Raw genomic sequence first — 20185 nt, 5'->3', positions numbered from 1 at the left:
AGCCGCGCAAGGTCCGCCGGTACGCCGGGCGGGGTCAGCTCAGCAGCTCCGTGGCCGTCACCGCGCGCAGGCCGCGCCGGTCGATCTCGGTGAGGAGCAGGGGCAGCGCGGCCACGGTGACGGGGTGGCCGAAGCCCATCCCGACCACGGACCCGTACCGGAGCTCGCCCGCCACCTTGCGGGTGACGGCCGGTACTCCGTTCGCCGCGTGGTCGAGCGACTCGACGTCGTACGAGAGGACGTGCGGGTACCCGGCCCGCTGGGCGAGGCGCTGGACGAGCGGGCTGGCGTCCGGTCCTGGCGAGGCGCGGAACCAGGTGCCGATGGAGCCGGTGAGCCGGTGCAGCCGCCGGGCGCAGGCGGTGATCTCCTCGTACGCCGTGCGCTCGTCGAGGGCGGTGAGGTCGCGGTGGTGCTGGGTGTGGTTGCCGAGCTCGTGGCCGCCGTCGAGGATGCGGCGGGCCATACCGGGGTGGGCGTCGAGCCAGCTGCCGACGGCGAGGACGGTGACCCGGGCCCCGGCCCGTTCGATCCGGGCGAGCGCGGCGCGGGCGAGGTCCGGATCGCCCCGGCCGTCGAAGGTGAGGGCGATCCGGGGCCGGTCGCGGGGGCCGTGGGTGATCTGGACGGGCTGCCCGGGGAAGCGGCGCGGGACGGCGGGGGCGGGGTCGGATGCGTACGGGGACGGGGTCGGGGAGGAGCTCGCGGACGCCCCGGCGGCTCCGGGCCCGCCGCCCCCGTTCCTGTCGCCGCTGCCGTCGCCGCCTCGCGCACAGCCCGCCGCGGCGACGGCAGCGAGCAGCCCGGCCCCGGCGCCCAGCGCATCGCGGCGGCGCATCGGCGTCCTGCGTCCGTCCATGCCCGACCACCTCGCGTTCCACGGAATCCCCGGAACACAGTAGAGGCGGAACGGGCGAAATATAACGATTGACCGATTCCCCGAATGATCTATGAATCATTCAGGGGGTGCCATAAAAATGCATGGAAAGCCAGGCGCGTGACCGAGCACACCTGCGATTCAGTCAAGATATGCCCGTTTGGTACGAGAATCGCCCGACATGCCTCTTTGGCACCGGGGTCGCCCGTCTGCCATAGTCGGAGCCACGACCCCCATTGACCCGGGCGAGGTCGCCATCAGCGGCCGTGGACACACCCCACATTTCACGGCCTCCCCACAGAAGCCCCCGCTGCGCCGCACCACGGCCGACCGGGGGCTTCTGTGCATCCCCGGGCCATGCCCCGTCAGCGGTCGGAGATGCGCATCTCGAACCAGGTGGTCTTGCCGCGCGGCAGCAGATCCACCCCCCACCGGTCGGAGAGCTTGTCGACGAGGAAGAGCCCTCGCCCGCTGATGTCCATCTCGCGCACCGGCATCAGACACGGCAGCCCGCGCGAGGGGTCGCGCACCTCGATCCGAATCCAGCCCCGACGGCGCACCATCCGTAACCCGAAGACGCGGGCGCCGGTGTGGCGCACCGCGTTGCCGACGAGCTCGGAGACGAGCAGCACGGCGTACTCGGCGGTCTGCGGCGAGAGCGCCCACTGCCGGAGCACCACGCAGGAGGTGAGCCGACGGGCGGACGCCGCGGACTCCGGCCGCGACGGCAGCAGGACTTCCTTCTCGGTCGGATTTCCGAACAACTCCAGCGCCTTGAACGCCTGTTCGTCATCCATGCCCGACGTCCAGCGTGCCGCTGTCGCGCTGCTGCGCGGTCGCGGCTGATCCACACCCTCCAGGCCCGCCATGCCCACCATCATGAACGCACACATCGCCGTCCGGGGCCGTTCCGGGGGAATCCGCCCCCCGGAACACCTCATTCCGCAGAGGGCAGTTGACATATGCCAGCGGCAGAACGAGCCCCTTCGGAGCCGCTGTGAACTGCGGCGATACCCCTCCCGCGCGGGATTGCCCCGAGGGGGGCGGCACCGGACCTTAAGGTTGCCTTAAGGTCCGGATAATGCGCTCGGAGGGATGAACCCGCGTCGGGAGCGCATCCAAAAGCGGGGGCCCGCCCAGAGAACGGCCTTCAGAAGAAGCGGTGGCCGCCCGGCGGGGCGCGCTCAGAGGAACTTCGCCTTGCCCGGGCCCTCCTCCACGAAGCTGCGCATCCCGCGCTCGCGGTCCTCGGTGGCGAACAGCCCGGCGAACCAGTTCCGCTCGACGGTGAGCCCGGTGTCGATGTCCGTCTCCAGTCCGGCGTCGATCGACTCCTTCGCCGCGCGCAGCGCCAGCGCGGGCCCCTTCGCCAGCCTGGCCGCCCAGGCGTGCGCCTGCTCGTAGACCTCGGCGGCGGGCACCACACGGTCCACGAGACCCAGCGTCAGGGCCTCCTCCGCCTTGACCATACGGCCGGTGAAGATGAGGTCCTTGGCCCGGGAGGGGCCGATCAGCCGGGCGAGCCGCTGGGTGCCGCCGGCGCCCGGGATCAGCCCGAGCAGGATCTCCGGCTGGCCGAGCTTGGCGTTCTCCGCGGCGATGCGGTAGTCGGCGCAGAGGGCCAGTTCGCAGCCGCCGCCGAGCGCGTAGCCGGTGACGGCGGCGACGACGGGCTTGGGGATGCGGGCGACGGCGGTGAAGGAGTCCTGGAGCGCCTTGGAGCGCAGGACCATCGCCGTGTGGTCCATCGCCTGCATCTCCTTGATGTCCGCTCCGGCCGCGAACACCTTCTCGCCGCCGTAGAGGACGACCGCGCGCACGTCCTCGCGCCGGGTGGCCTCGTCGGCGAGCTCCCGCAGCCGGTCCTGGACCGCCACGTCCAGGGCGTTCATCGGCGGCCGGTCCAGCAGGATCGTGCCGACGTTGTCGCGTACTTCGAGGGTCACAGTCATGGAGGCAGGTTAACCACTGCTAACGCGGGCGGGCCCGGTGCCGTTGGTCACAGCACCGGGCCCGCCGGGGTCGTACGGAGAAACCGGGGTCGTACGGAAGAAGCCGCGGCCGGGGCCTACTTCTTCCACTCCTCCCAGTCCATGTTCCAGCCGTTGAGGCCGTTGTCCGGCTGGATCTGCTTGTCCTTGGAGTTCTTCACGATGACCACGTCACCGAGGAGGGACTTGTTGTAGAACCAGGCCGCCGGGGTCTGGCCGTCGTAGCCGCCGCGCACATCGCGCAGACCGATGCAGCCGTGGCTGGTGTTGGTGGTGCCGAAGATGGAGGACGCGCCCCAGTAGTTGCCGTGCAGGAAGGTGCCCGAGGTGGAGAGCCGCATGGCGTGCGGCACGTCCTTGATGTCGTACTCGCCGCCGAAGCCGACGGTGGCGCCGTTCATCCGGGTCACCTTGAGCTTCTCGCTGATGACCATCTGACCGTTGTACGTGGTCGTCGCCGGGGCGCCCGCCGAGATCGGGATGTCCTTGATCTCCTTGCCGTCGCGGACGACCTTCATCCGCTTGGTGCTCGCGTCCACGGTGGAGACCTGGCTGCGGCCGATGGTGAACGTCACCGTCTTGGCCTGCTTGCCGTAGACCCCCGGCCGTCCCTCCACACCGTCGAGGCTGAGCTCGACGCTCACCTTCGTACCGGGCTTCCAGTAGTGCTCCGGGCGGAAGTCGAGGCGGTCGTTGCCGAACCAGTGGCTCTCGATCTCGACCGGCGGATCGGCGGTGACCTTGATGCCCTTCTCCACCGCGTCGGGCTCGGTGATGCCCCGGGTGAAGTTGATGGAGACCGGCATGCCGACCCCGACGGTGGAGCCGTCCTCCGGTGTGTAGTGCCCGATGAAGGTGTTCTCCGGCACCAGCGTGGTGAAGGTGGTGTCCTTGGCCGACTCACGGCCCTTCTCGTCCTCGGCGACCGCGTGCACCGCGTACTTGGTGGCGGCGGCGAGGTGCCGCTCCGGCACCCAGCTCGCGCCGTCGGCCGCGATCTCGCCCTCGATCTCGTTGCCCTCGGGGTCGGCGACCTTGACCGTGGTCAGCTTGCCCTGCGCGGCGGTGATCTTCAGCGCGCCGCTGGTCGCCACGGCCTTCGCGCCGTCCTCCGGGGCGATGGTCACCACCGCCTGCGAGGCCGTGGTGTCCTCCGCCTTCGGGCTGCTCTTCCCTGCCGCGCCGCCCTTGCTCTCGGCCTCCGCGCTGCCCCCGCACGCCGTCACCAGCACCAGCATGGCTCCCAGGGCCAGGGCCAGGGGCCCCGATCCGCCGCGCCGCTTCCTGGCCGCCCCGGCCGATGCCCCCGATATCGGCTGCCCGTTCACTGTGGTTCTCCCCTCGCCGGGCCCGGCATCGCCGTGGCCCGCACCCCCGCACGCTGCACATGCGCACTACAGGCAAGATAATCACACCGTGGGCGCGGGGGACTCCCCCCGGAATGTCACCGTTCCGTCCCAACTGACGCGGAGAGCCGCGCAGGTGGGACGGGGTACGGGACACCCGGCGGCGGGGGTCTCGGCGCAGAGTCGGCGGGGGGCCGAGCGCGGAGGCAGCAGGGGTCTCGGCGCACGGGCGGCGGAGGTCTCGGCGCAGGGGCCGCGGAGTTCTCAGCGCAGGGCGGAGCCCGCCTTCCACTTCGCCCAGTCCATGTTCCAGCCGCCAAGCCCGTTGTCCGGCGCGACCTTCTTGTCCTTCGAGTTGACGACCTCCACCACGTCCCCGATCAGCGTCCGGTCGAAGAACCAGCCGCCCGGGGTGGTGGCGCTGCCGCCCTTCGCGTCGCGCAGCCCGATGCAGCCGTGGCTGACGTTCTCCTTGCCGAAGACGGACTCGTCGGCCCAGTAGTTGCCGTGCAGAAAGGTGCCGGAGGTGGTGAGCCGGATGGCGTGCGGGACGTCCTTGATGTCGTACTCGCCCTTGCCCTCGTCGTCCGTGAAGCCGACGGTGGCGCCGTTCATCCGGGTCACCTCGTGCAGCTCGGTGACGACCATCTTCCCGTTGTACGTGGTCGTCTTCGGGGCCCCGGCGGTGATCGGGACCGTACTGACCAGCTCGCCGTCCTTCCGTACCTCCATGGTCTTGGCCTCCGCGTCGACGGTGGAGACCTGGGAGCGGCCGACGGTGAAGGTGACCTTCTTGTCCTGGCTGCCGTAGACCTTCGGGGCGCCCTCCACGTCCCGCAGTCCGATGTCCACGGTGACCTCGGTGCCGGGCTTCCAGTACTCCCGGGGCCGGAAGTCGAGCCGGTCCTTGCCGAACCAGTGGCCGACGACCTCCACCTCCGGTTCCGCGGTCACCCGGATGGCCTTCTGCACGGCCGCGCGGTCGGCGATGGGCCGGTTGAAGGAGAAGGAGACGATCATGCCCGTGCCCACGGTGGACCGGTTCTCCGGCTTGAAGTAGCCGATGAAGCGGTGCTCGGGGACGAGCGTGGTGAACGTGGAGTGGCGGGCCGAGCGCTGTCCGGACGCGTCCACCGCCACCGCGTCGATGCTGTACTTCGCGGCCAGGGCGAGCCGGGCCGCGCCGGGCTCCGGGTTCCAGGAGAGGCCGTCCTCCGCGATGCGCCCCGCCACCGTCTGCTGCTGCGCGTCCTCGATCCGCATCACCTTGACGCTCTCCAGCCGGCCGTCGGGGATCTTCACCCGGATTCGGGTCTCCGCGTCGACCTCCTTCGCCCCGTTCTCCGGGAAGATGGCGATCACATCCGGGGGCGAGCCCGAAGCGCCGCCTCGCAGGGCCTCCCTCGTATCGGTGCATCCCGTCAGCAGGGCCAGCACGGTGAGCAGTCCTGCCCATGTCAGCACGGCGGCCGAGCCCGCCCGTGCGCTCTTCGCTACGTGGTTCACGCTCCCCCAACGACCAGGGCCGGTCGGGGGAAACGTGAGTGCGGGCCCCTCGGTGGGCAGAACAGAGGGAAGGACTACCAGGAGAGGGCCGCGGCCGGGACGTCGCGCGCCCCCTTTCCGGTGCCCGTCCTCATGAGCCGCGGGAGGCGACACGATGTCGAGCGCAGCCGATCAGGAGGCAGTACAGGACCCGGCCGGGACGGCGGTGGAGCCCGGCCGGCCACCGGGGCGGGCCGCACCCGTCACCGTACGGACGGAGTTCACCGAGAGCACGGAGTTCACGACGAGCACGGGGATCGCCGCGGCCACCGGAGCCGTACGCGCCGGGCCCCGCGCCCCCGTCGTGTGGCCCGGGGCGCCCATGCCGCTGGGGGCCCGCTTCCGGGTCGGCCCCGACGGGGTGGCGGGTACCAATTTCGCGCTCTGGGCGGGCGGGGCCGAGGCGGTCGAGGTGTGCCTCTTCGAGGAGGACGGCACCGAGACCCGCTGCCCGCTCACCGAGCTGACCCACGAGATCTGGCACGGCTTCCTGCCCGGGGTCCGGCCCGGCCAGCGGTACGGCTACCGGGTGCACGGCCGCTGGGACCCCTGGACCGGCGCCCGCTGGAACGCGGCCAAGCTGCTCCTGGACCCGTACGCCCGTGCGGTCGACGGCACCTTCACCCTGCCGCCCGAGGTGTACGGCCATATGAGGGACTGGCCCGACCAGCATGTGGCCGACACCGTGCGCGACGAGCGGGACTCGGCCCCGTACGTCCCCAAGGGCGTCGTCGTCCATGATGACGACGACTGGGTGGAGGACCGCCGCCCGAAGACGCCGTGGGCCGACTCGGTCATCTACGAACTCCACGTACGCGGCTTCACCAAGCTCCACCCGGACATCCCGCCGGAGCTGCGCGGCACCTACGCCGGGCTGGCGCACCCGGCCGCGATCGACCATCTGACCCGGCTCGGGGTGACGGCGGTGGAGCTGCTGCCGGTCCACCAGTTCGCTCACGAGGACCATCTGCTGCGGCGCGGGCTGCACAACTACTGGGGCTACAACTCCATCGGCTACTTCGCCCCGCACGCCGACTACTCCGCATCCGGATCGGCGGGCGGGCAGGTCGGCGAGTTCAAACGGATGGTGCACGCCCTGCACAGCGCCGGGATCGAGGTCATCCTCGACGTCGTCTACAACCACACCGCCGAGGCGGGCGAGCTTGGCCCGATGCTCTCCCTGCGCGGCATCGACAACCGGGGCTACTACCGCCTCCAGCAGGACCCCCGCCGCTACGCCGACTACACCGGCTGCGGCAACACCCTGCACGTCGTCCAGCCCCAGGTGCTGCGGCTCATCACCGACTCGCTGCGCTACTGGGTCACCGAGATGGGCGTCGACGGCTTCCGCTTCGACCTGGCGGCGGCGCTCGCCCGTTCGATGCACGACGTCGACATGCTCTCCCCTTTCCTCGCCGTCATCGCCCAGGACCCGGTGCTGCGCCGGGTCAAGCTGATCGCGGAGCCCTGGGACGTGGGCAGCGGCGGCTACCAGGTCGGCGCGTTCCCGCCGCTCTGGACGGAGTGGAACGACCGCTACCGCGACGCCGTACGGGACTTCTGGCGCGGCGCGCTCCCCGACGTACGGGATCTCGGCTACCGGCTGACCGGCTCCAGCGACCTCTACGCCTGGGGCGGCCGCCGCCCGTACGCCTCGGTCAACTTCGTCACCGCGCACGACGGCTTCACCCTGCGCGACCTGGTCTCCTACGAGCACAAGCACAACGAGGCCAACGGCGAGGGCAACCGGGACGGGACCAGCGACAACCGGGCGTGGAACTGCGGGGCCGAGGGCGAGAGCGACGACCCGGAGATCAACGCGCTGCGCCGCCGCCAGCTCCGCAACCTGCTCACCACGCTGCTGCTCTCCACCGGGGTCCCGATGCTGGTGGCGGGCGACGAGATGGGCCGTACGCAGGGCGGCAACAACAACGCCTACTGCCAGGACAACGAGATCGGCTGGCTGGACTGGTCGCTGCTGGAGCAGCCCGAGTGGCGCGAGCTCACCGCGCTGACGGCCCGGGTGCTGAAGCTGCGCCAGACCCATCCGGTGCTGCGCCGCCGCGCGTTCTTCTCGGGCCGGGCCCAGGCGCCGGACGGGCTGCGGGACCTGGCGTGGTTCACCCGGGACGGCCGGGAGATGACGGAGGGCGACTGGTACGCGCCCGCCGCCACGCTCGGCCTCTACCTCTCGGGCCGGGACATCCCCGGGCGGGACGCGCGCGGCGAGCCGGTCACCGACGACAGCTTCCTGGCGGTCCTGCACGCGGGCGCGGACCCGGTCGCCTTCGAGCTGCCGGGAGCCCCGTGGGCGGAGCGGTACGAACTGGTCCTGGACACCTCCCGGGAGGACCAGGCCGAACCGCCCGGCACGGTCCTGGACGGCGGTACGGAGCTGACCGTCCCGGCCCGCTCGGTGCTGCTGCTGCGGGTGGCCGCGTAGGGGCACCGGGAAGTCAGCCGAGGATGCCCCGGTCGTAGCCGACGGCGACGGCCGCGGCCCGGTCCTTGGTGCCGAGCTTGGCGAAGATGTGGGTGAGGTGGGTCTTCACGGTCGCCTCGCTGATGAAGAGCTCGGCGGCGATCTCCCGGTTCGTCGTCCCCCGCGCCACCAGCACCAGCACCTCGCGCTCCCGGGCGGAGAGGGCCGCGTCGGCGGGGGTCGCGGGGGTACGGACCCGGGTCATCAGCCGGGAGGCCACGGCGGGCGACAGGACGCTGCGCCCGTCGGCGGCGGCCCGGACGGCGGCGAACAGCTCCTCGCGCGGGGCGTCCTTGAGCAGATAGCCGGTGGCGCCCGCCTCGATCGCGGGGAGCGTGTCGGAGTCGGTGTCGTACGTGGTCAGCACCAGGACCCGGGCCCGGGAGCCGCGCCGGGTCAGCTCGGTGATGGCGGCCACTCCCCCGCCGCCGGGCATCCGCAGGTCCATCAGGACGACATCGGGATCGAGGCGTTCGACGGCATCGAGGGCGTCGACCCCGTTCGACGCCTCGCCGAGAACCTCGAAGCCGGGCGCGGCGGTGAACATGCCGCGCAGGCCGTCGCGGACGACGGGGTGGTCGTCGACGAGGACGAGGGTGATGGCGGGGGCCCTGTCGGGGGTGTCACTGGGAGTCTCGATCATGGCACGAGTCACCGTACGGCGGGGCGTGGGTGTCTGGCCAGGGGCGGCCGTGCGGGGGGCGTGGGTGTCTGGCCAGGGGCGGCCGTACGCGGGGCGCGCGGGCCGGGAACCGTCGTCGGCGCGTCACGCGTGCCTGACCGGGGTGACCTTACGGCGGGCCCGTCCGGGGCCGGGACGCCATACCGTGCCTCACGCCTGCCCGAATGGGGGTGGCCTTACGGCGGGGCCCGTCCGGGGGCGGAAACCGTCTTCGGCGCCTCATGCCGTCCGACCGGGGTGACTTACGGCGAGCCCGTCGGGGCCGGGACGCCATACCGCGCCTCACGCCCGCCCGACCAGGGAGGGCCCTACAGCGGGGCCCGTCCCGGGGGGAAACCGTCTTCGGCGCCTCACGCCCGCCCGACCGGGGGTGACCTTACGGCGAGCCCGTCCGGGGCCGGAACGCCACACCGTGCCTCACGCCCACCCGGCCAGGGACGACCACGGCGGGGGCCCGTCCGGGGGGGGGCGGAAACCGTCTTCGGCGCCTCGCTCCCGCCCGAACGGGGACGCCCCTGGGAGCCAAGTCCCCGTACCCGCGTCTCACCCCTGCCTGACCAGGGGGACCCGGGCCGAGACCGCCGTGCCGCCGCCCGGTTCCGACTCCACCTCCACCGTGCCCGCGATGCGCTCCGCGCGGGCCCGCATGCCGCCGAGGCCGAAGCCGCCGGTGCGGCTCGCCGGGGCGGTGGCGTCCGGGTCGAAGCCTCGGCCGTCGTCCCGTACGTCCAGGGTCAGTTCGTCGTCCATGAAGGAGAGCGTGACCCCGACCCGTGAGGCCCCGGCGTGGCGGCCCGCGTTGGCCAGGGCCTCGCCCGCGATGCGCAGGAGGGTGGCGGCGACCTCGTCGTGGACCGGTTCGGCGGTGCCGGTGACGGTGAAGTCGGCCCGGACGCGGTGCTGTTCGGCCCAGGTGGCGACCGTCTTCTCCAGCGCGCCGGTCAGCCCGTCGTGCTCCAGGGCGACAGGGGCCAGGTTGTGGACGGAGCGGCGGGCCTCGCCGAGGCTGTGTCGGGCCAGGGCGGCGGCCCGGTCCAGGTGGACGCGGGCGGTGGCCGGGTCGGTGTCCCGGGTGGAGGTGACGACCTGGAGCTGGGCGATGATCCCGGTCAGCCCCTGGGCGAGGGTGTCGTGGATCTCGGCGGCGAGCCTGCGCCGCTCGTCGTCGACCCCGGCCTCCCGCGCCTGGACGAGGAGCTGGGCGTGCAGGGCCGCGTTCTCGGCCATCGCCTCCTCCAGCCGGAGGTTGGTGCGCTCCAGCTCGGCGATGGTCTCGACCTGGACGCGGGCCTTCTCCTCCTCCCGCATCCCGACGTACCAGAAGAAGAGCGCGAGGGCGGAGTTGATGAGGTACAGCGCGCCGAAGGCGACCCAGTTCATCAGGGAGGCGGGCGGCAGTCCGCCGCTCTGCGAACCGGCCAGCGTGACGGCGGTGGTGAGCAGCCCGGCCCGGATGAACCGCTTGGGGAGCAAGGGGTCGACGTCGAAGTAGCCGAGGGCCGCGTAGATCGCGAAGAACGGGTTGAGCCAGGTGAGGGCGAAGGCGAGGACGGTCCGTACGGCGTAGTAGGCCACCCCGGCGGGGGCGGCGGGAGCGGTACGGGGCCGGGTCCGGCCCCACCAGATCTGGAGCCCGTACGCGGCGGCGGTCAGGACCCCGGCCGCGTACATCTCGGTCCGGCTCATGAGCAGGCCGGCGGCGACGCCCCCGACCAGGACGGAGAGGGTGAGGACGGCGTAGGGGCCGTACCGGTAGAACTGCTCCCAGCGGTCCTCGATCGTGCGGGGCCCCGTCGCGCCGGAGGGGTACGGGGTGCGGGGCGGCTGCGTCATGCGGGCAGTCTCCCTCCGGGCGCGGGCCGCCGTCACTCCCGGCCGGGGGACGGACCGGACCTCCGTCACCGTGGCTGCCTCCACCTCTGTCCCCGTCGCCCCCGTCCCCGTCATCCGCATCTCCTCGGTCACTGCCACCGGAAGAGGCGGCTCGCCGTGAAGCCCAGTACGGCGGTCCACAGCGCGACGATCCCGAGATACACCCAGCTCGGCCACTGGCCGGAGGCGGCCTGGTCCAGGGCCTGGGACGCGGCGCCGAACGGGGTGGCCTCCACGATGCGCCGCAGGGTGCCGGGCATCGCCCGGACCGGCAGCCAGAGCCCGGAGGTGAACATCATCACGAGGTAGGCGACCGAGCCGACGGCGGTGGCCGCCTTCGTCGTACGGGACAGGGCGCAGATCGTCGCCCCCAGGGTCAGTACGGCCGCGATCGCGAGCAGCAGCGCCAGGAGGTACCCGGCCGGCTGGCCGGGCAGCTCGACCCCGTAGGCGAGGCGGCCCACGGCGGTGACCAGGATCGCGGAGCCGAGGGCGGCGGCACCGTGCAGGGCGATCTGGGCGGTGAGGAGGGCGGAGGGCCGCACGGGGGTGGTGAACATGCGGCGGAGGATGCCGCGTTCGCGGTAGGCGGTGAGGACCGGGGGCATCGCCTGGAGACCGGCCATGATCAGGGCGAGCAGGATCGAGATGGGGACGTACAGGTCGATGACGCGCCGCCCGCCGAGGTCCTCCTGGGCCTCCCTGAAGGCCGGGACGAAGCCGAGGATCACCAGGAGGACGGAGGGGAAGGCGAGAATCCAGAAGAGGCTGCCGGGTTCGCGGAGGAAGAGCCGGGTCTCGGCGGTCAGGACAGCCTTCATGGGGCTGCCGCGGCGGGCGGCGGACCCGGCGGCGGGGGCGGCAGGGGCGGCGGTGACGTCGGAGGGGTTCATGTCAGGCGTCCTGTCCGGTGAGGTCGAGGAAGGCTTCGTCGAGGCTGGTCTCGGTGATCCGCAGCCGGTTGGCCGTGATGCCGAGTTCGGCGAGCAGGGAGATGAGCGGGGTGACGGTGTCGTCGGTGGCGTGCAGGACGAGGACACCGGCGGCGTCGGGCGGGGTCACCGACTCGACGCCCGGCAGCGCGGCGAGCCGGGTCAGCTCGGGCCCGGTCGGGGGGCGGGAGGGGATGAAGGAGAGCACGGTGGAGCCGGTGGCCTGCCGGATCAGCCCGGCCGGGGTGTCCAGGGCGACGACCTTGCCCCGGTCGATGACGGCGATCCGGTCGCAGAGGCGCTGGGCCTCCTCCATGAAGTGGGTGACGAGCAGGACGGTGACCCCGCTGTCGCGGATCTCCTCGATGAGCTTCCAGGTGTCGCGGCGGGCCCGGGGGTCCAGTCCGGTGGTCAGCTCGTCCAGCACGACGACCTTCGGGTCGCCGATCAGGGCGAGCGCGATGAACAGCCGCTGCTTCTGGCCGCCGGAGAGCTTGGCGAAGCGGGTGGTGAGCCGGTCCGCCAGGCCGAGCCGCTCCACGAGGGGCCGCCAGTCGGCGGGGGCCGGGTAGAAGGCGGAGTAGAGCTCCAGCGCTTCCCGTACGGTCAGTTTGGCCTGGATCTCGCTCTCCTGGAGCTGGGCGCCGAGCAGGTGCGTCACCCGGTCGTGGTCGGCTACGGGGTCGAGCCCGGCGACCTTGACGGTGCCCGCGTCGGGGACGCGCAGCCCCTCGACGCATTCGACGGTGGTGGTCTTGCCCGCCCCGTTGGGGCCGAGGATGCCGAAGATCTCCCCCTCCTCGACGGAGAAGGAGACGCCGTCGACCACATGACGGCCCGCGTAGGTCTTGCGCACCCCGTTGACTTCGATGATTGCCATGTCCACCAGGGTTCCGGCGGGCGGGTCCCGGCGGTATCCGTCATCACGCTCAACGCTCCATCAGCCGATCGGACGATACGGCGGTACGACCTCCCCCGGCCGTACGGCGGCCACCGCTCCGGCCGAAATTGGGAGGACCGATGTCAGTGGTGAAACGTACAGTCGGCCCTGATGCCCAAAAAGCCTGCAGAGCGCACGGACCGGTCCGCCGTACGCTCCCTCCTGCGCCTGTGGCCCTATGTCCGCCCGGTACGGGTCCGCCTGTTCACCGCCGCCTTCGTGGCGGTCCTGGCGTCCTGTCTGTCGCTGGTGATCCCGCTGATCCTGAAGTGGATGGTGGACGGGCCGGTGGCCGACCGGGACCCGGGCGGGGTCTGGCTGGGGGCGCTGTATCTGCTGCTGCTCGGCATCGCGGAGGCCGTGCTGTTCGGGTTCCGGCGGTGGCTGGTGGCGCGTCCGCTGGCCGGGGTCGAGGCGTCGATGCGGGCCGATCTCTACCGTCATCTGCAACGGCTGCCGGTGGCCTTCCACGACCGCTGGCCCTCGGGCCAGCTGCTGTCGCGCGGGACGTCCGACCTGATGCTGCTGCGGATGTTCCTGGCGTTCCCGCTGACGTTCCTGGTCGTCAACTCCGCGACGATCCTCGTCGGTTTCGTGATCCTGTTCGCCCAGGACTGGTCGCTCGGCCTGGTGCTGCTGGTGCCCGTGGTGCCGCTGGTGATCCTGTGCTCGGTGTTCGAGACGAAGTACTCGCTGGTGGCGCGGAAGGCCCAGGACCAGACGGGTGATCTGACCACGGTCGTCGAGGAGAGCGTGCTCGGCATCCGGATCGTCAAGGGCTTCGGCCGCCACCGCAGCCAGGCCCTGGCGTTCAAGGCCCTGTCGCAGCGGCTGCGCTCCACGGAGCTGGGCAAGGCACGGCTGCTGGCCGGGATCTGGGCGCTCATCACCACGATCCCGGAGCTGGCGATCGGGGCGGCGCTGGTGCTCGGCACGATCCAGGTGGCGGACGGTTCGCTGTCGGCGGGCACCCTGGTCGCCTTCCTCTCGACGGCGCTCGCGCTGCGGTGGCCGGTGGAGTCGATCGGCTTCCTGCTGGCGATGAGCCAGGAGGCGGCGACCGCGACCGACCGGTACTTCGAGGTGATGGACGCGGCGGAGGAGCAGGAAACGGCCGGTGCCCGCGCGGACGCCCCGAAGCCCCCCGCCGGGCTGGTGTTCGAGGGCGTGGAGTTCCGCTACCCGGACGCGGAGCCCGGTTCCCCGCCCGTCCTGGCCCGGATCGACCTGGAGGTGCGGCCCGGCGAGACGATGGCCCTGGTGGGCGGTACGGGCTCCGGGAAGACGACGCTCACCGCCCTGGTGCCCCGGCTGCACGAGGTGACCGGCGGGCGGATCACGCTGGACGGCGAGGACATCGCCACGATGGAGCGGGCGCGGCTGCGGGAGCTGGTGTCGGTGGCGTTCGAGGAGCCGACGCTGTTCTCCGCGACGGTCGGCGAGAACGTGCTGATGGGCGCGGAGGGCGCGGACGAGGAGCAGGTACGGCGGGCGCTCGCGGTGGCCCAGGCCGACTTCGTGCACCGACTGCCCAAGGGGCTGGACACGGAGGTCGGCGAGCAGGGTCTGAGCCTCTCCGGCGGCCAGCGCCAGCGCCTGGCCCTGGCCCGTGCGGTGGTGGGCGAGCCGCGCTTCCTGGTGCTGGACGACCCGCTCTCGGCGCTGGACGTGCACACGGAGACGCTGGTGGAGGCGGCGCTGCGCCGGGTGCTGGAGGAGACCACGGCGGTGGTGGTGGCGCACCGCCCCTCGACGGTGATGCTGGCGGACCGGGTGGCACTGCTGTCCGGGGGCCGGATCACGGCGGTGGGCACGCACCAGGAGCTGCTGCGGTCGAACGCGGAGTACGCGTGGCTGATGTCGGGGGCGGAGCCGGGCGGGGGCGGCCTCGGAGCGGGCCCGGGTGACGGGTCCCTGGCGCCCGGGGCCGGGGCGGGTGACGGGAGTGCGCCCGGGGCGGGGGCGGGTGACGGGAGCCTGCCCGATGGCGCCCGCGCCGACGCCGGGCCGGGCGGAGGTCCCGTACCCGCCGACGAGGACCCCGGCGCCCCGGCCCCCGGGCCCGTAGCCCCCGGGCCCCCCGCCCAGCAGAACCCCGACGTCACGGCCCCCGGCCCCGTAACGACCACCAAGGTCCCCGCCGAGGAGGGCACCCGATGACCACGACCGCCGACGACGCCACGCGTGCCGCCCCAGGTGGCGGCGAGGGACCGGAGCCCGGCCGGGCTTCCCAGGTCCCTGCCCCGGCGGAGGCCCCCGACCCCTTCGACCAGGACGATCTGCCCGCCCCGCCCGGCGCGACCCGGGCGCTCCTGTTCTCGCTGCTCCGCCCGATGCGGGGCAGGGTCGCCGCCGTCGCCCTGCTGCTGGTGCTCCAGCAGGCGGCCGTCCAGGCGGGCCCGCTGCTGGTGGCGTACGCGATCGACAGCGGCGTCCCGGCGTTCCGGGACCACGACTACGGGCCGCTGATCGCGGTGGCGGTCGGCTATCTGCTCTGCTCGGCGGGGGCCGGGGTGTTCCAGTACGCCTTCATCAGGGGCTCGGCCCGGATCAACCAGAACGCGCTGCTGGACCTGCGCGGCCGGATCTTCCGGCACGCCCAGGCGCTGAGCGTGGACTTCCACGAGCGCTACACCTCGGGGCGGCTGATCTCCCGCTCCACCACGGACGTCGAGTCGCTCCAGGAGCTGCTGAGCGAGGGGCTCCAGGAGCTGATCACGGTCGTCCTCTCCTTCGTGTCGATCGGGCTGGTCCTGCTCTGGCTGGACCTGGCCATCGGCGGAATCGCCGTGCTCTCCTTCGTACCGCTGTATCTGCTGGTACGGCTCTACCGGCGGCGCGCGGCCGTGGTGTACGGGGCGAGGTCGACGGCCATCGCGTCGGTGATCGTGAAGTTCGCGGAGACCATGAACGGCATCCGCCCGGTGCGGGCGTTCCGCCGGGAGCGGGCCAACGACGCCGCGTTCGCCGCGCTCAACGGGGTGCACGAGCGGCGCAACGGGGACGCGCTGCTGGAGATGGCGCGCTATGTGGTCGGCTCCCGGCTGGTGGCGAACACGGCGGTGGCCGGGATGGTGCTGTGGGGCGCCTACCGGGTGGCCGACGGGACGCTGGCGCTCGGGGTGCTGGCGGCGGCGGTGCTGTACATGCGCCGCCTCTACGACCCGATCGACCGGCTGGCGATGTTCCTCAACTCCTACCAGTCGGCGGCGGCCTCGCTGGAGAAGATCGCGGGCCTGCTGGCCCAGACCCCGACGGTCCCGGACGCGGCGGAGCCGAAGGAGCTGCCCGCCCGGACCGGCGACCACCCGGGCCGGGAGGTCGTCTTCGACGGGGTGCGGTTCGCCTACCGTACGGGCGGTGAGGTGCTGCCCACGTTCGGCCTGCGCATCCCTGCGGGCACCACGGTGGCGGTCGTCGGCTCCACGGGCGCGGGCAAGTCGACGCTGGCCAAGCTGCTGGCCCGGTTCTACGACCCGACCGAGGGCCGGGTGCTGCTGGACGGGGTGGACCTGCGGGAGCTGTCCACGGCCGAGCTGCGCAGGGGCGTGGTGATGGTGACGCAGGAGGCGTTCCTGTTCTCGGGGACGGTGGCGGAGAACATCGCGATCGGCCGCCCGGACGCCACCCGCGACGAGATCGAGCGGGCGGCGAAGGCGATCGGCGCGCACGACTTCATCGCCTCGCTGCCCGAGGGCTACGACACGGACGTACGGAAGCGGGGCGGCCGGATCTCGGCGGGCCAGCGCCAGTTGGTGGCCTTCGCCCGCGCGCTGCTGGCGGACCCGGCGGTGCTGATCCTGGACGAGGCGACCAGCTCCCTGGACATCCCCGGCGAGCGGGCGGTGCAGCGCGCCATGGACACGGTGCTGCACGGCCGCACGGCGGTGGTGATCGCCCACCGGCTGTCCACCGTGGAGATCGCGGACCGGGTGCTGGTGATGGAGGGCGGCCGGATCGTGGAGGACGGGGCACCGGCCGAACTCATCGGCGGTACGGGGCGGTTCGCGGGGCTGCACCGGACGTGGAAGGACAGCCTGGTCTGAGGCGGCGCCGTTCGCCTGCCTGACCGGGCCCCGGCCCCGTCGTCACTGGATAGGGCAGGTGGCCTGCCGGACGCCGACGCCGATACGGTCTGACCGGCCGCCGGACCGGCGCCCCCGCCCTACCAGCGTTCCGCGAGGAGGCCGGGGCCGGGCGGGGTGCCGGGCAGGGGGTCCCGGCCGGGCCGCAGCCCGTCCAGGGCGATGGCGATGACGCGGTGGCGGGCGTTGCTCGCGGCCTCGGCGAGGTCGGTCCTGCCCCGCGCCTCGAACTGCTCGGCCAGTGAGGACTTGCCGAGCTGCTCGACCAGCAGGGAGATGTCCACGGTCGTGGCGTCCGCCCGCAGCACCCCGGCCTCGTGGGCCCGCTCCACCAGGGCCTTCGTCAGCTCGTCGGATCTGGTGAACTTCTCGGCCATCTCGTCGGTGACCTCGATCGTGCCGGCCAGCGGTCCGAGCGCACCGGCGCTGAACTCGATGGCGGCGGTGACGTAGTGGACGAGCCCCTCCCAGGCGTCGTCGTGGGCGAGCCCCTCCTCCGCCGCCTGAATCCACTGCCCGAGCGAGAGCGCGCACAGGTGCTGGAACAGCTCATCCTTGGTGCGGTACCGCCGGTAGAGGCTGGCGATGCCGACGCCCGCGCGGGCCGCGATCGCCGCCACGGACGTATGGGCGCCGTCCACGGCGAGGACCTTCCTGGCGGCCTCCAGGAGGGCGCGGTCGTTGCGTTCGGCTTCTGCGTACCGGGGAGCTCGTCGGGCCATGGGGCCACTGTACTCACTTGCGAAGCGAATCGCTCCGTTATAGCTTTCAAACGAAGCGAATCTATCCGTTTGGAGGCGCCATGCTGTCCGTGGTGATGGAGGAGTTCGGCGGACCGGAGGTCCTGCGGGCTCGGCAGGTGGAGGACCCGGTCCCGGGGCCCGGTCAGGTGCTCGTCGACGTGGCGTACGCGAGCGTCACCTTCGTCGAGACGCAGGTCCGCTCGGGCAACGGCCCCTTCAGCCGCCCCACGCTCCCCCGCGTGCCGGGCAACGGCGTGGGCGGCCGGGTCGCCGCCGTGGGCCCGGGCGTGGACCCCTCCCTGGCCGGTACGGTCGTGGTCACCACGACCGGCGGTGCGGGCGGCTATGCCGAACGGGCCCTCGCCCGGGCCGACGAGGTGGTGCCGGTACCGCCCGGCCTCGGCATCCAGGACGCGGTCGCGCTGCTGGCCGACGGCCGTACGGCCCTGCTGCTGTTCCGGCAGGCGGAGGTCCGGCCGGGCGAGAAGGTCCTGGTGGAGGCCGCCGCCGGGGGTGTCGGCAGCCTCCTGGTGCAGCTCGCCGTCCAGGCCGGCGCCCGCGTCATCGGGGCCGCGCGCGGTGCGCACAAGGCCGAGCTGGTCACCTCGCTCGGCGCCTCCTATGTCGACTACTCCGAGGAGCGGTGGCTCCGCCGGGTCCGGGACGCGGCCGGTGGCGCCCTCGATGTCGTCTTCGACGGCGTGGGCGGAGCCATCGGCACCGAGGCGGCGGGCGCCCTGGGCCCCGGTGGACGCCTCAGCCTCTACGGCATGGCGAGCGGCGCGGACGCCGAGCTCGACGAGGACGACCTCGCCGCCCGGCAGATCCGTACCCTCGGGCTCTTCGCGGCGCCGGGCCCCGCCGAGACCCACGCCTACATCGGTGAGGCGCTGCGGCTCGCGGCGGACGGCGTCCTGCGGCCGGTCGTCGGCCAGGTCTTCCCGCTCGCCTCGGCCGCCGAGGCGCACGCCGCCATCGAGGCGCGGGCCACGGTGGGCAAGACCCTGCTCGCCGTCGGCGATCCGGACTCCGGCCGATGAGCACCCGACCGGAGCCCGGATCGCCGGAGCGGGCGGACGCGCAGTCGGCGCGGACAGACGTACCGCCGGAACGTCCCGGCACCCCGCCGGAGCGGGCGGGCGTCAGGGAGTGGACCGCGCTCGCGGTGCTGGGCGTTCCGGCCGTCCTCGTCATGATGAACATGTCGGTGCTCTACCTGGCGCTCCCGACGCTCAGCCGCGATCTGGACCCCAGCGGCCCCCAGTTGCTGTGGATCACGGACATCTACGGCTTCATGGTCGCCGGTGCCCTGATCACCATGGGCACGCTCGGCGACCGGCTCGGGCACCGCCGGGTCCTGCTGGCCGGGGCGGTCGCCTTCACCGGCGCCTCGGTCTTCGCGGCGTACGCGGACAGCGCCGGGATGCTCATCGCCGCACGGGCGGTCCAGGGCGTCGCCGCCGCCTCCCTCGCACCCTCCTCGCTCTCCGTGATCCGCACCCTCTTCCGCGACCCGGGGCAGCGCACCCTCGCCATCACCATCTGGATGATGAGCTTCATGGGCGGCGGGGCGCTCGGCCCGCTCGTCGGCGGTGTCCTCCTCCAGTACTTCTGGTGGGGCTCGGTCTTCCTCGTCGCCGTACCGACCATGCTGGTGCTGCTGCTCACCGCCCCCTTCCTGGTGCCGGAGTTCCGCCCGGCCGGGCCCGGGCGGCTCGACCCCGTCAGCGTCGTCCTGTCCCTGACGGCTCCGCTCGCGGTCGTGTACGGGGTCAAGAGCCTCGCGGCCGACGGCGTCGGGCCGTCCTCGCTGGGCGCCATCGCCGCCGGTACGGCCGTCGGCGCGCTCTTCGTACGGCGTCAGCGGCGGCTCGACACGCCTCTGCTCGACCTGTCCCTCTTCAGGATTCCCGCGTTCGCGGTCCCGGCCGGAGGGATGATCGTGGTCGGGATGCTCCTCTTCGGGACGAGCCTCCTCACCTCGCAGTACCTGCAACTGGTGCTGGGCTTCGAGCCCCTGGAGGCCGGTCTCTGGCAGTTGCCGACCGCCGTGGGCGGCACGGTGGCCGCCCTGTGGGTCTCGGGGCTGGCCGCCCGCTTCCAGCCCGCCGTACTGATGAGCGCGGGGGCCGCCCTGGCCGTCCTCGGGCCGGTCCTGCTCACCCGGGCCGACGGCGGCCCCGGTTTCGTGGTGGCCGGATCGCTGCTCCTCTTCGCGGGCCTCACGCCCTTCATGGCCCTGGGCACCGGCCTGGTCGTGGGCGCCGCGCCACCCGAACGGGCCGGTGCCGCCTCGGCCGTCTCCGAGACGGGGGCGGAGCTCGGCGGCGCGCTGGGCATCGCCACCCTGGGCAGTGTCGCCACCGCCGTCTACGGCGGCCACCTGGCGGACCGTATGCCCGACGGCGTACCGCCGGAGCTCGCCGGACCCGCCGGGGAGACGCTCCCCGCCGCCCTGGAGGTCGCGCGGCAGCTCCCCGAGGAGCTGGGCACCGCGCTGGCCGACACCGCCCGCGCCGCGTTCACCCACAGCCTGCACGTGCACGCGCTCATCCTGATCCCCCTCCTGCTGGCCCTCTCCGCGCTGACGCTCACCCTGCGGCGGCGCGGCGGGGAACCGGCCGGGGACCACGGGACGCCCGACAGCGCCGCCGCTCCCGCGCCGGCCACCGACTGAGAGGGAGACACAA

At 72.8% G+C, this 20185-nt stretch carries 15 protein-coding genes; 5 read left to right on the top strand and 10 right to left on the bottom strand.

The window, feature by feature from the left end:
* Positions 1-34: 34 nt before the first annotated feature.
* The 5 genes from B7C62_26225 to B7C62_26205 form a co-directional block, all read right to left on the bottom strand.
* Entirely contained in the window at positions 35-859 is an 825-nt protein-coding gene (locus B7C62_26225; protein ARF75356.1) for a polysaccharide deacetylase, read from the bottom strand.
* Positions 860-1242: 383 nt separating this feature from the next.
* Complete coding sequence (locus B7C62_26220) at positions 1243-1758, bottom strand: hypothetical protein (GenBank protein ID ARF77383.1); 516 nt, start codon at positions 1756-1758, stop codon at positions 1243-1245.
* Between the two features lie 303 nt (positions 1759-2061).
* Positions 2062-2829, bottom strand: a complete 768-nt coding sequence (locus B7C62_26215; protein ARF75355.1) for an enoyl-CoA hydratase — start codon at positions 2827-2829, stop codon at positions 2062-2064.
* Between the two features lie 116 nt (positions 2830-2945).
* Positions 2946-4196: a hypothetical protein gene (locus B7C62_26210; protein ARF75354.1), complete on the bottom strand. Its 1251-nt coding sequence runs from the start codon at positions 4194-4196 to the stop codon at positions 2946-2948.
* 282 nt (positions 4197-4478) lie between these two features.
* A complete protein-coding gene (locus B7C62_26205) occupies positions 4479-5720 on the bottom strand; it encodes a hypothetical protein (GenBank protein ID ARF75353.1) in 1242 nt (413 codons plus the stop codon).
* 154 nt (positions 5721-5874) lie between these two features.
* Between B7C62_26205 and B7C62_26200 the strand changes: the two genes are divergently transcribed.
* The gene (locus B7C62_26200; GenBank protein ID ARF75352.1) at positions 5875-8202 is read left to right on the top strand and encodes a glycogen debranching enzyme GlgX; all 2328 of its coding nucleotides are present in this window, start codon (positions 5875-5877) and stop codon (positions 8200-8202) included.
* A gap of 13 nt (positions 8203-8215) precedes the next feature.
* Here the strand turns inward: B7C62_26200 and B7C62_26195 are convergent, their stop codons facing one another.
* From B7C62_26195 to B7C62_26180, 4 genes are all read right to left on the bottom strand, one after another.
* Entirely contained in the window at positions 8216-8884 is a 669-nt protein-coding gene (locus B7C62_26195; protein ARF75351.1) for a DNA-binding response regulator, read from the bottom strand.
* Between the two features lie 582 nt (positions 8885-9466).
* Positions 9467-10756, bottom strand: a complete 1290-nt coding sequence (locus B7C62_26190; protein ARF75350.1) for a sensor histidine kinase — start codon at positions 10754-10756, stop codon at positions 9467-9469.
* A gap of 128 nt (positions 10757-10884) precedes the next feature.
* Positions 10885-11688, bottom strand: a complete 804-nt coding sequence (locus B7C62_26185; protein ID ARF75349.1) for a hypothetical protein — start codon at positions 11686-11688, stop codon at positions 10885-10887.
* A gap of 1 nt (position 11689) precedes the next feature.
* The gene (locus B7C62_26180; protein ARF77382.1) at positions 11690-12607 is read right to left on the bottom strand and encodes a multidrug ABC transporter ATP-binding protein; all 918 of its coding nucleotides are present in this window, start codon (positions 12605-12607) and stop codon (positions 11690-11692) included.
* A gap of 171 nt (positions 12608-12778) precedes the next feature.
* Between B7C62_26180 and B7C62_26175 the strand changes: the two genes are divergently transcribed.
* Together B7C62_26175 and B7C62_26170 are read left to right on the top strand one after the other, a co-directional pair.
* Complete coding sequence (locus B7C62_26175; protein ARF75348.1) at positions 12779-14827, top strand: ABC transporter; 2049 nt, start codon at positions 12779-12781, stop codon at positions 14825-14827.
* Complete coding sequence (locus tag B7C62_26170) at positions 14824-16713, top strand: ABC transporter (protein ARF75347.1); 1890 nt, start codon at positions 14824-14826, stop codon at positions 16711-16713. Before B7C62_26175 ends, B7C62_26170 begins: the two co-directional genes overlap by 4 nt.
* A 119-nt stretch (positions 16714-16832) precedes the next feature.
* Here B7C62_26170 and B7C62_26165 read toward each other — a convergent pair whose 3' ends face one another.
* Positions 16833-17474, bottom strand: coding sequence for a TetR family transcriptional regulator (locus B7C62_26165; GenBank protein ID ARF75346.1), 642 nt, complete (start codon positions 17472-17474; stop codon positions 16833-16835).
* Between the two features lie 80 nt (positions 17475-17554).
* Here B7C62_26165 and B7C62_26160 point away from each other — a divergent pair, with 80 nt between their 5' ends.
* Both B7C62_26160 and B7C62_26155 read left to right on the top strand, forming a co-directional pair.
* Positions 17555-18535 (top strand): NADPH:quinone reductase, encoded by a 981-nt coding sequence (locus tag B7C62_26160; GenBank protein ARF75345.1) that lies wholly within the window; start codon positions 17555-17557, stop codon positions 18533-18535.
* Positions 18532-20172, top strand: a complete 1641-nt coding sequence (locus B7C62_26155) for an MFS transporter (protein ARF75344.1) — start codon at positions 18532-18534, stop codon at positions 20170-20172. The genes B7C62_26160 and B7C62_26155 overlap by 4 nt, the downstream gene beginning before the upstream one ends.
* Positions 20173-20185 lie beyond the last annotated feature (13 nt).

The sequence above is a fragment of the Kitasatospora albolonga genome, assembly GCA_002082585.1.
Lineage (GTDB): Bacteria > Actinomycetota > Actinomycetes > Streptomycetales > Streptomycetaceae > Streptomyces > Streptomyces stephensoniae.
The sequence above is the reverse complement of the archived record's forward strand: the minus strand, read 5'-3'. Positions and strand labels throughout refer to the sequence as shown.

Excerpts from the sequence above, each read along its gene's own strand:
- B7C62_26200 (ARF75352.1), top strand. The coding sequence starts at position 5,875 with ATGTCGAGCGCAGCCGATCAGGAGGCAGTACAGGACCCGGCCGGGACG.
- B7C62_26215 (ARF75355.1), bottom strand. The coding sequence starts at position 2,829 with ATGACTGTGACCCTCGAAGTACGCGACAACGTCGGCACGATCCTGCTG.
- B7C62_26225 (ARF75356.1), bottom strand. The coding sequence starts at position 859 with ATGGACGGACGCAGGACGCCGATGCGCCGCCGCGATGCGCTGGGCGCC.
- B7C62_26160 (ARF75345.1), top strand. The coding sequence starts at position 17,555 with ATGCTGTCCGTGGTGATGGAGGAGTTCGGCGGACCGGAGGTCCTGCGG.
- B7C62_26175 (ARF75348.1), top strand. The coding sequence starts at position 12,779 with ATGCCCAAAAAGCCTGCAGAGCGCACGGACCGGTCCGCCGTACGCTCC.
- B7C62_26195 (ARF75351.1), bottom strand. The coding sequence starts at position 8,884 with ATGATCGAGACTCCCAGTGACACCCCCGACAGGGCCCCCGCCATCACC.
- B7C62_26170 (ARF75347.1), top strand. The coding sequence starts at position 14,824 with ATGACCACGACCGCCGACGACGCCACGCGTGCCGCCCCAGGTGGCGGC.
- B7C62_26165 (ARF75346.1), bottom strand. The coding sequence starts at position 17,474 with ATGGCCCGACGAGCTCCCCGGTACGCAGAAGCCGAACGCAACGACCGC.
- B7C62_26190 (ARF75350.1), bottom strand. The coding sequence starts at position 10,756 with ATGACGCAGCCGCCCCGCACCCCGTACCCCTCCGGCGCGACGGGGCCC.
- B7C62_26155 (ARF75344.1), top strand. The coding sequence starts at position 18,532 with ATGAGCACCCGACCGGAGCCCGGATCGCCGGAGCGGGCGGACGCGCAG.
- B7C62_26220 (ARF77383.1), bottom strand. The coding sequence starts at position 1,758 with ATGATGGTGGGCATGGCGGGCCTGGAGGGTGTGGATCAGCCGCGACCG.
- B7C62_26185 (ARF75349.1), bottom strand. The coding sequence starts at position 11,688 with ATGAACCCCTCCGACGTCACCGCCGCCCCTGCCGCCCCCGCCGCCGGG.
- B7C62_26180 (ARF77382.1), bottom strand. The coding sequence starts at position 12,607 with ATGGCAATCATCGAAGTCAACGGGGTGCGCAAGACCTACGCGGGCCGT.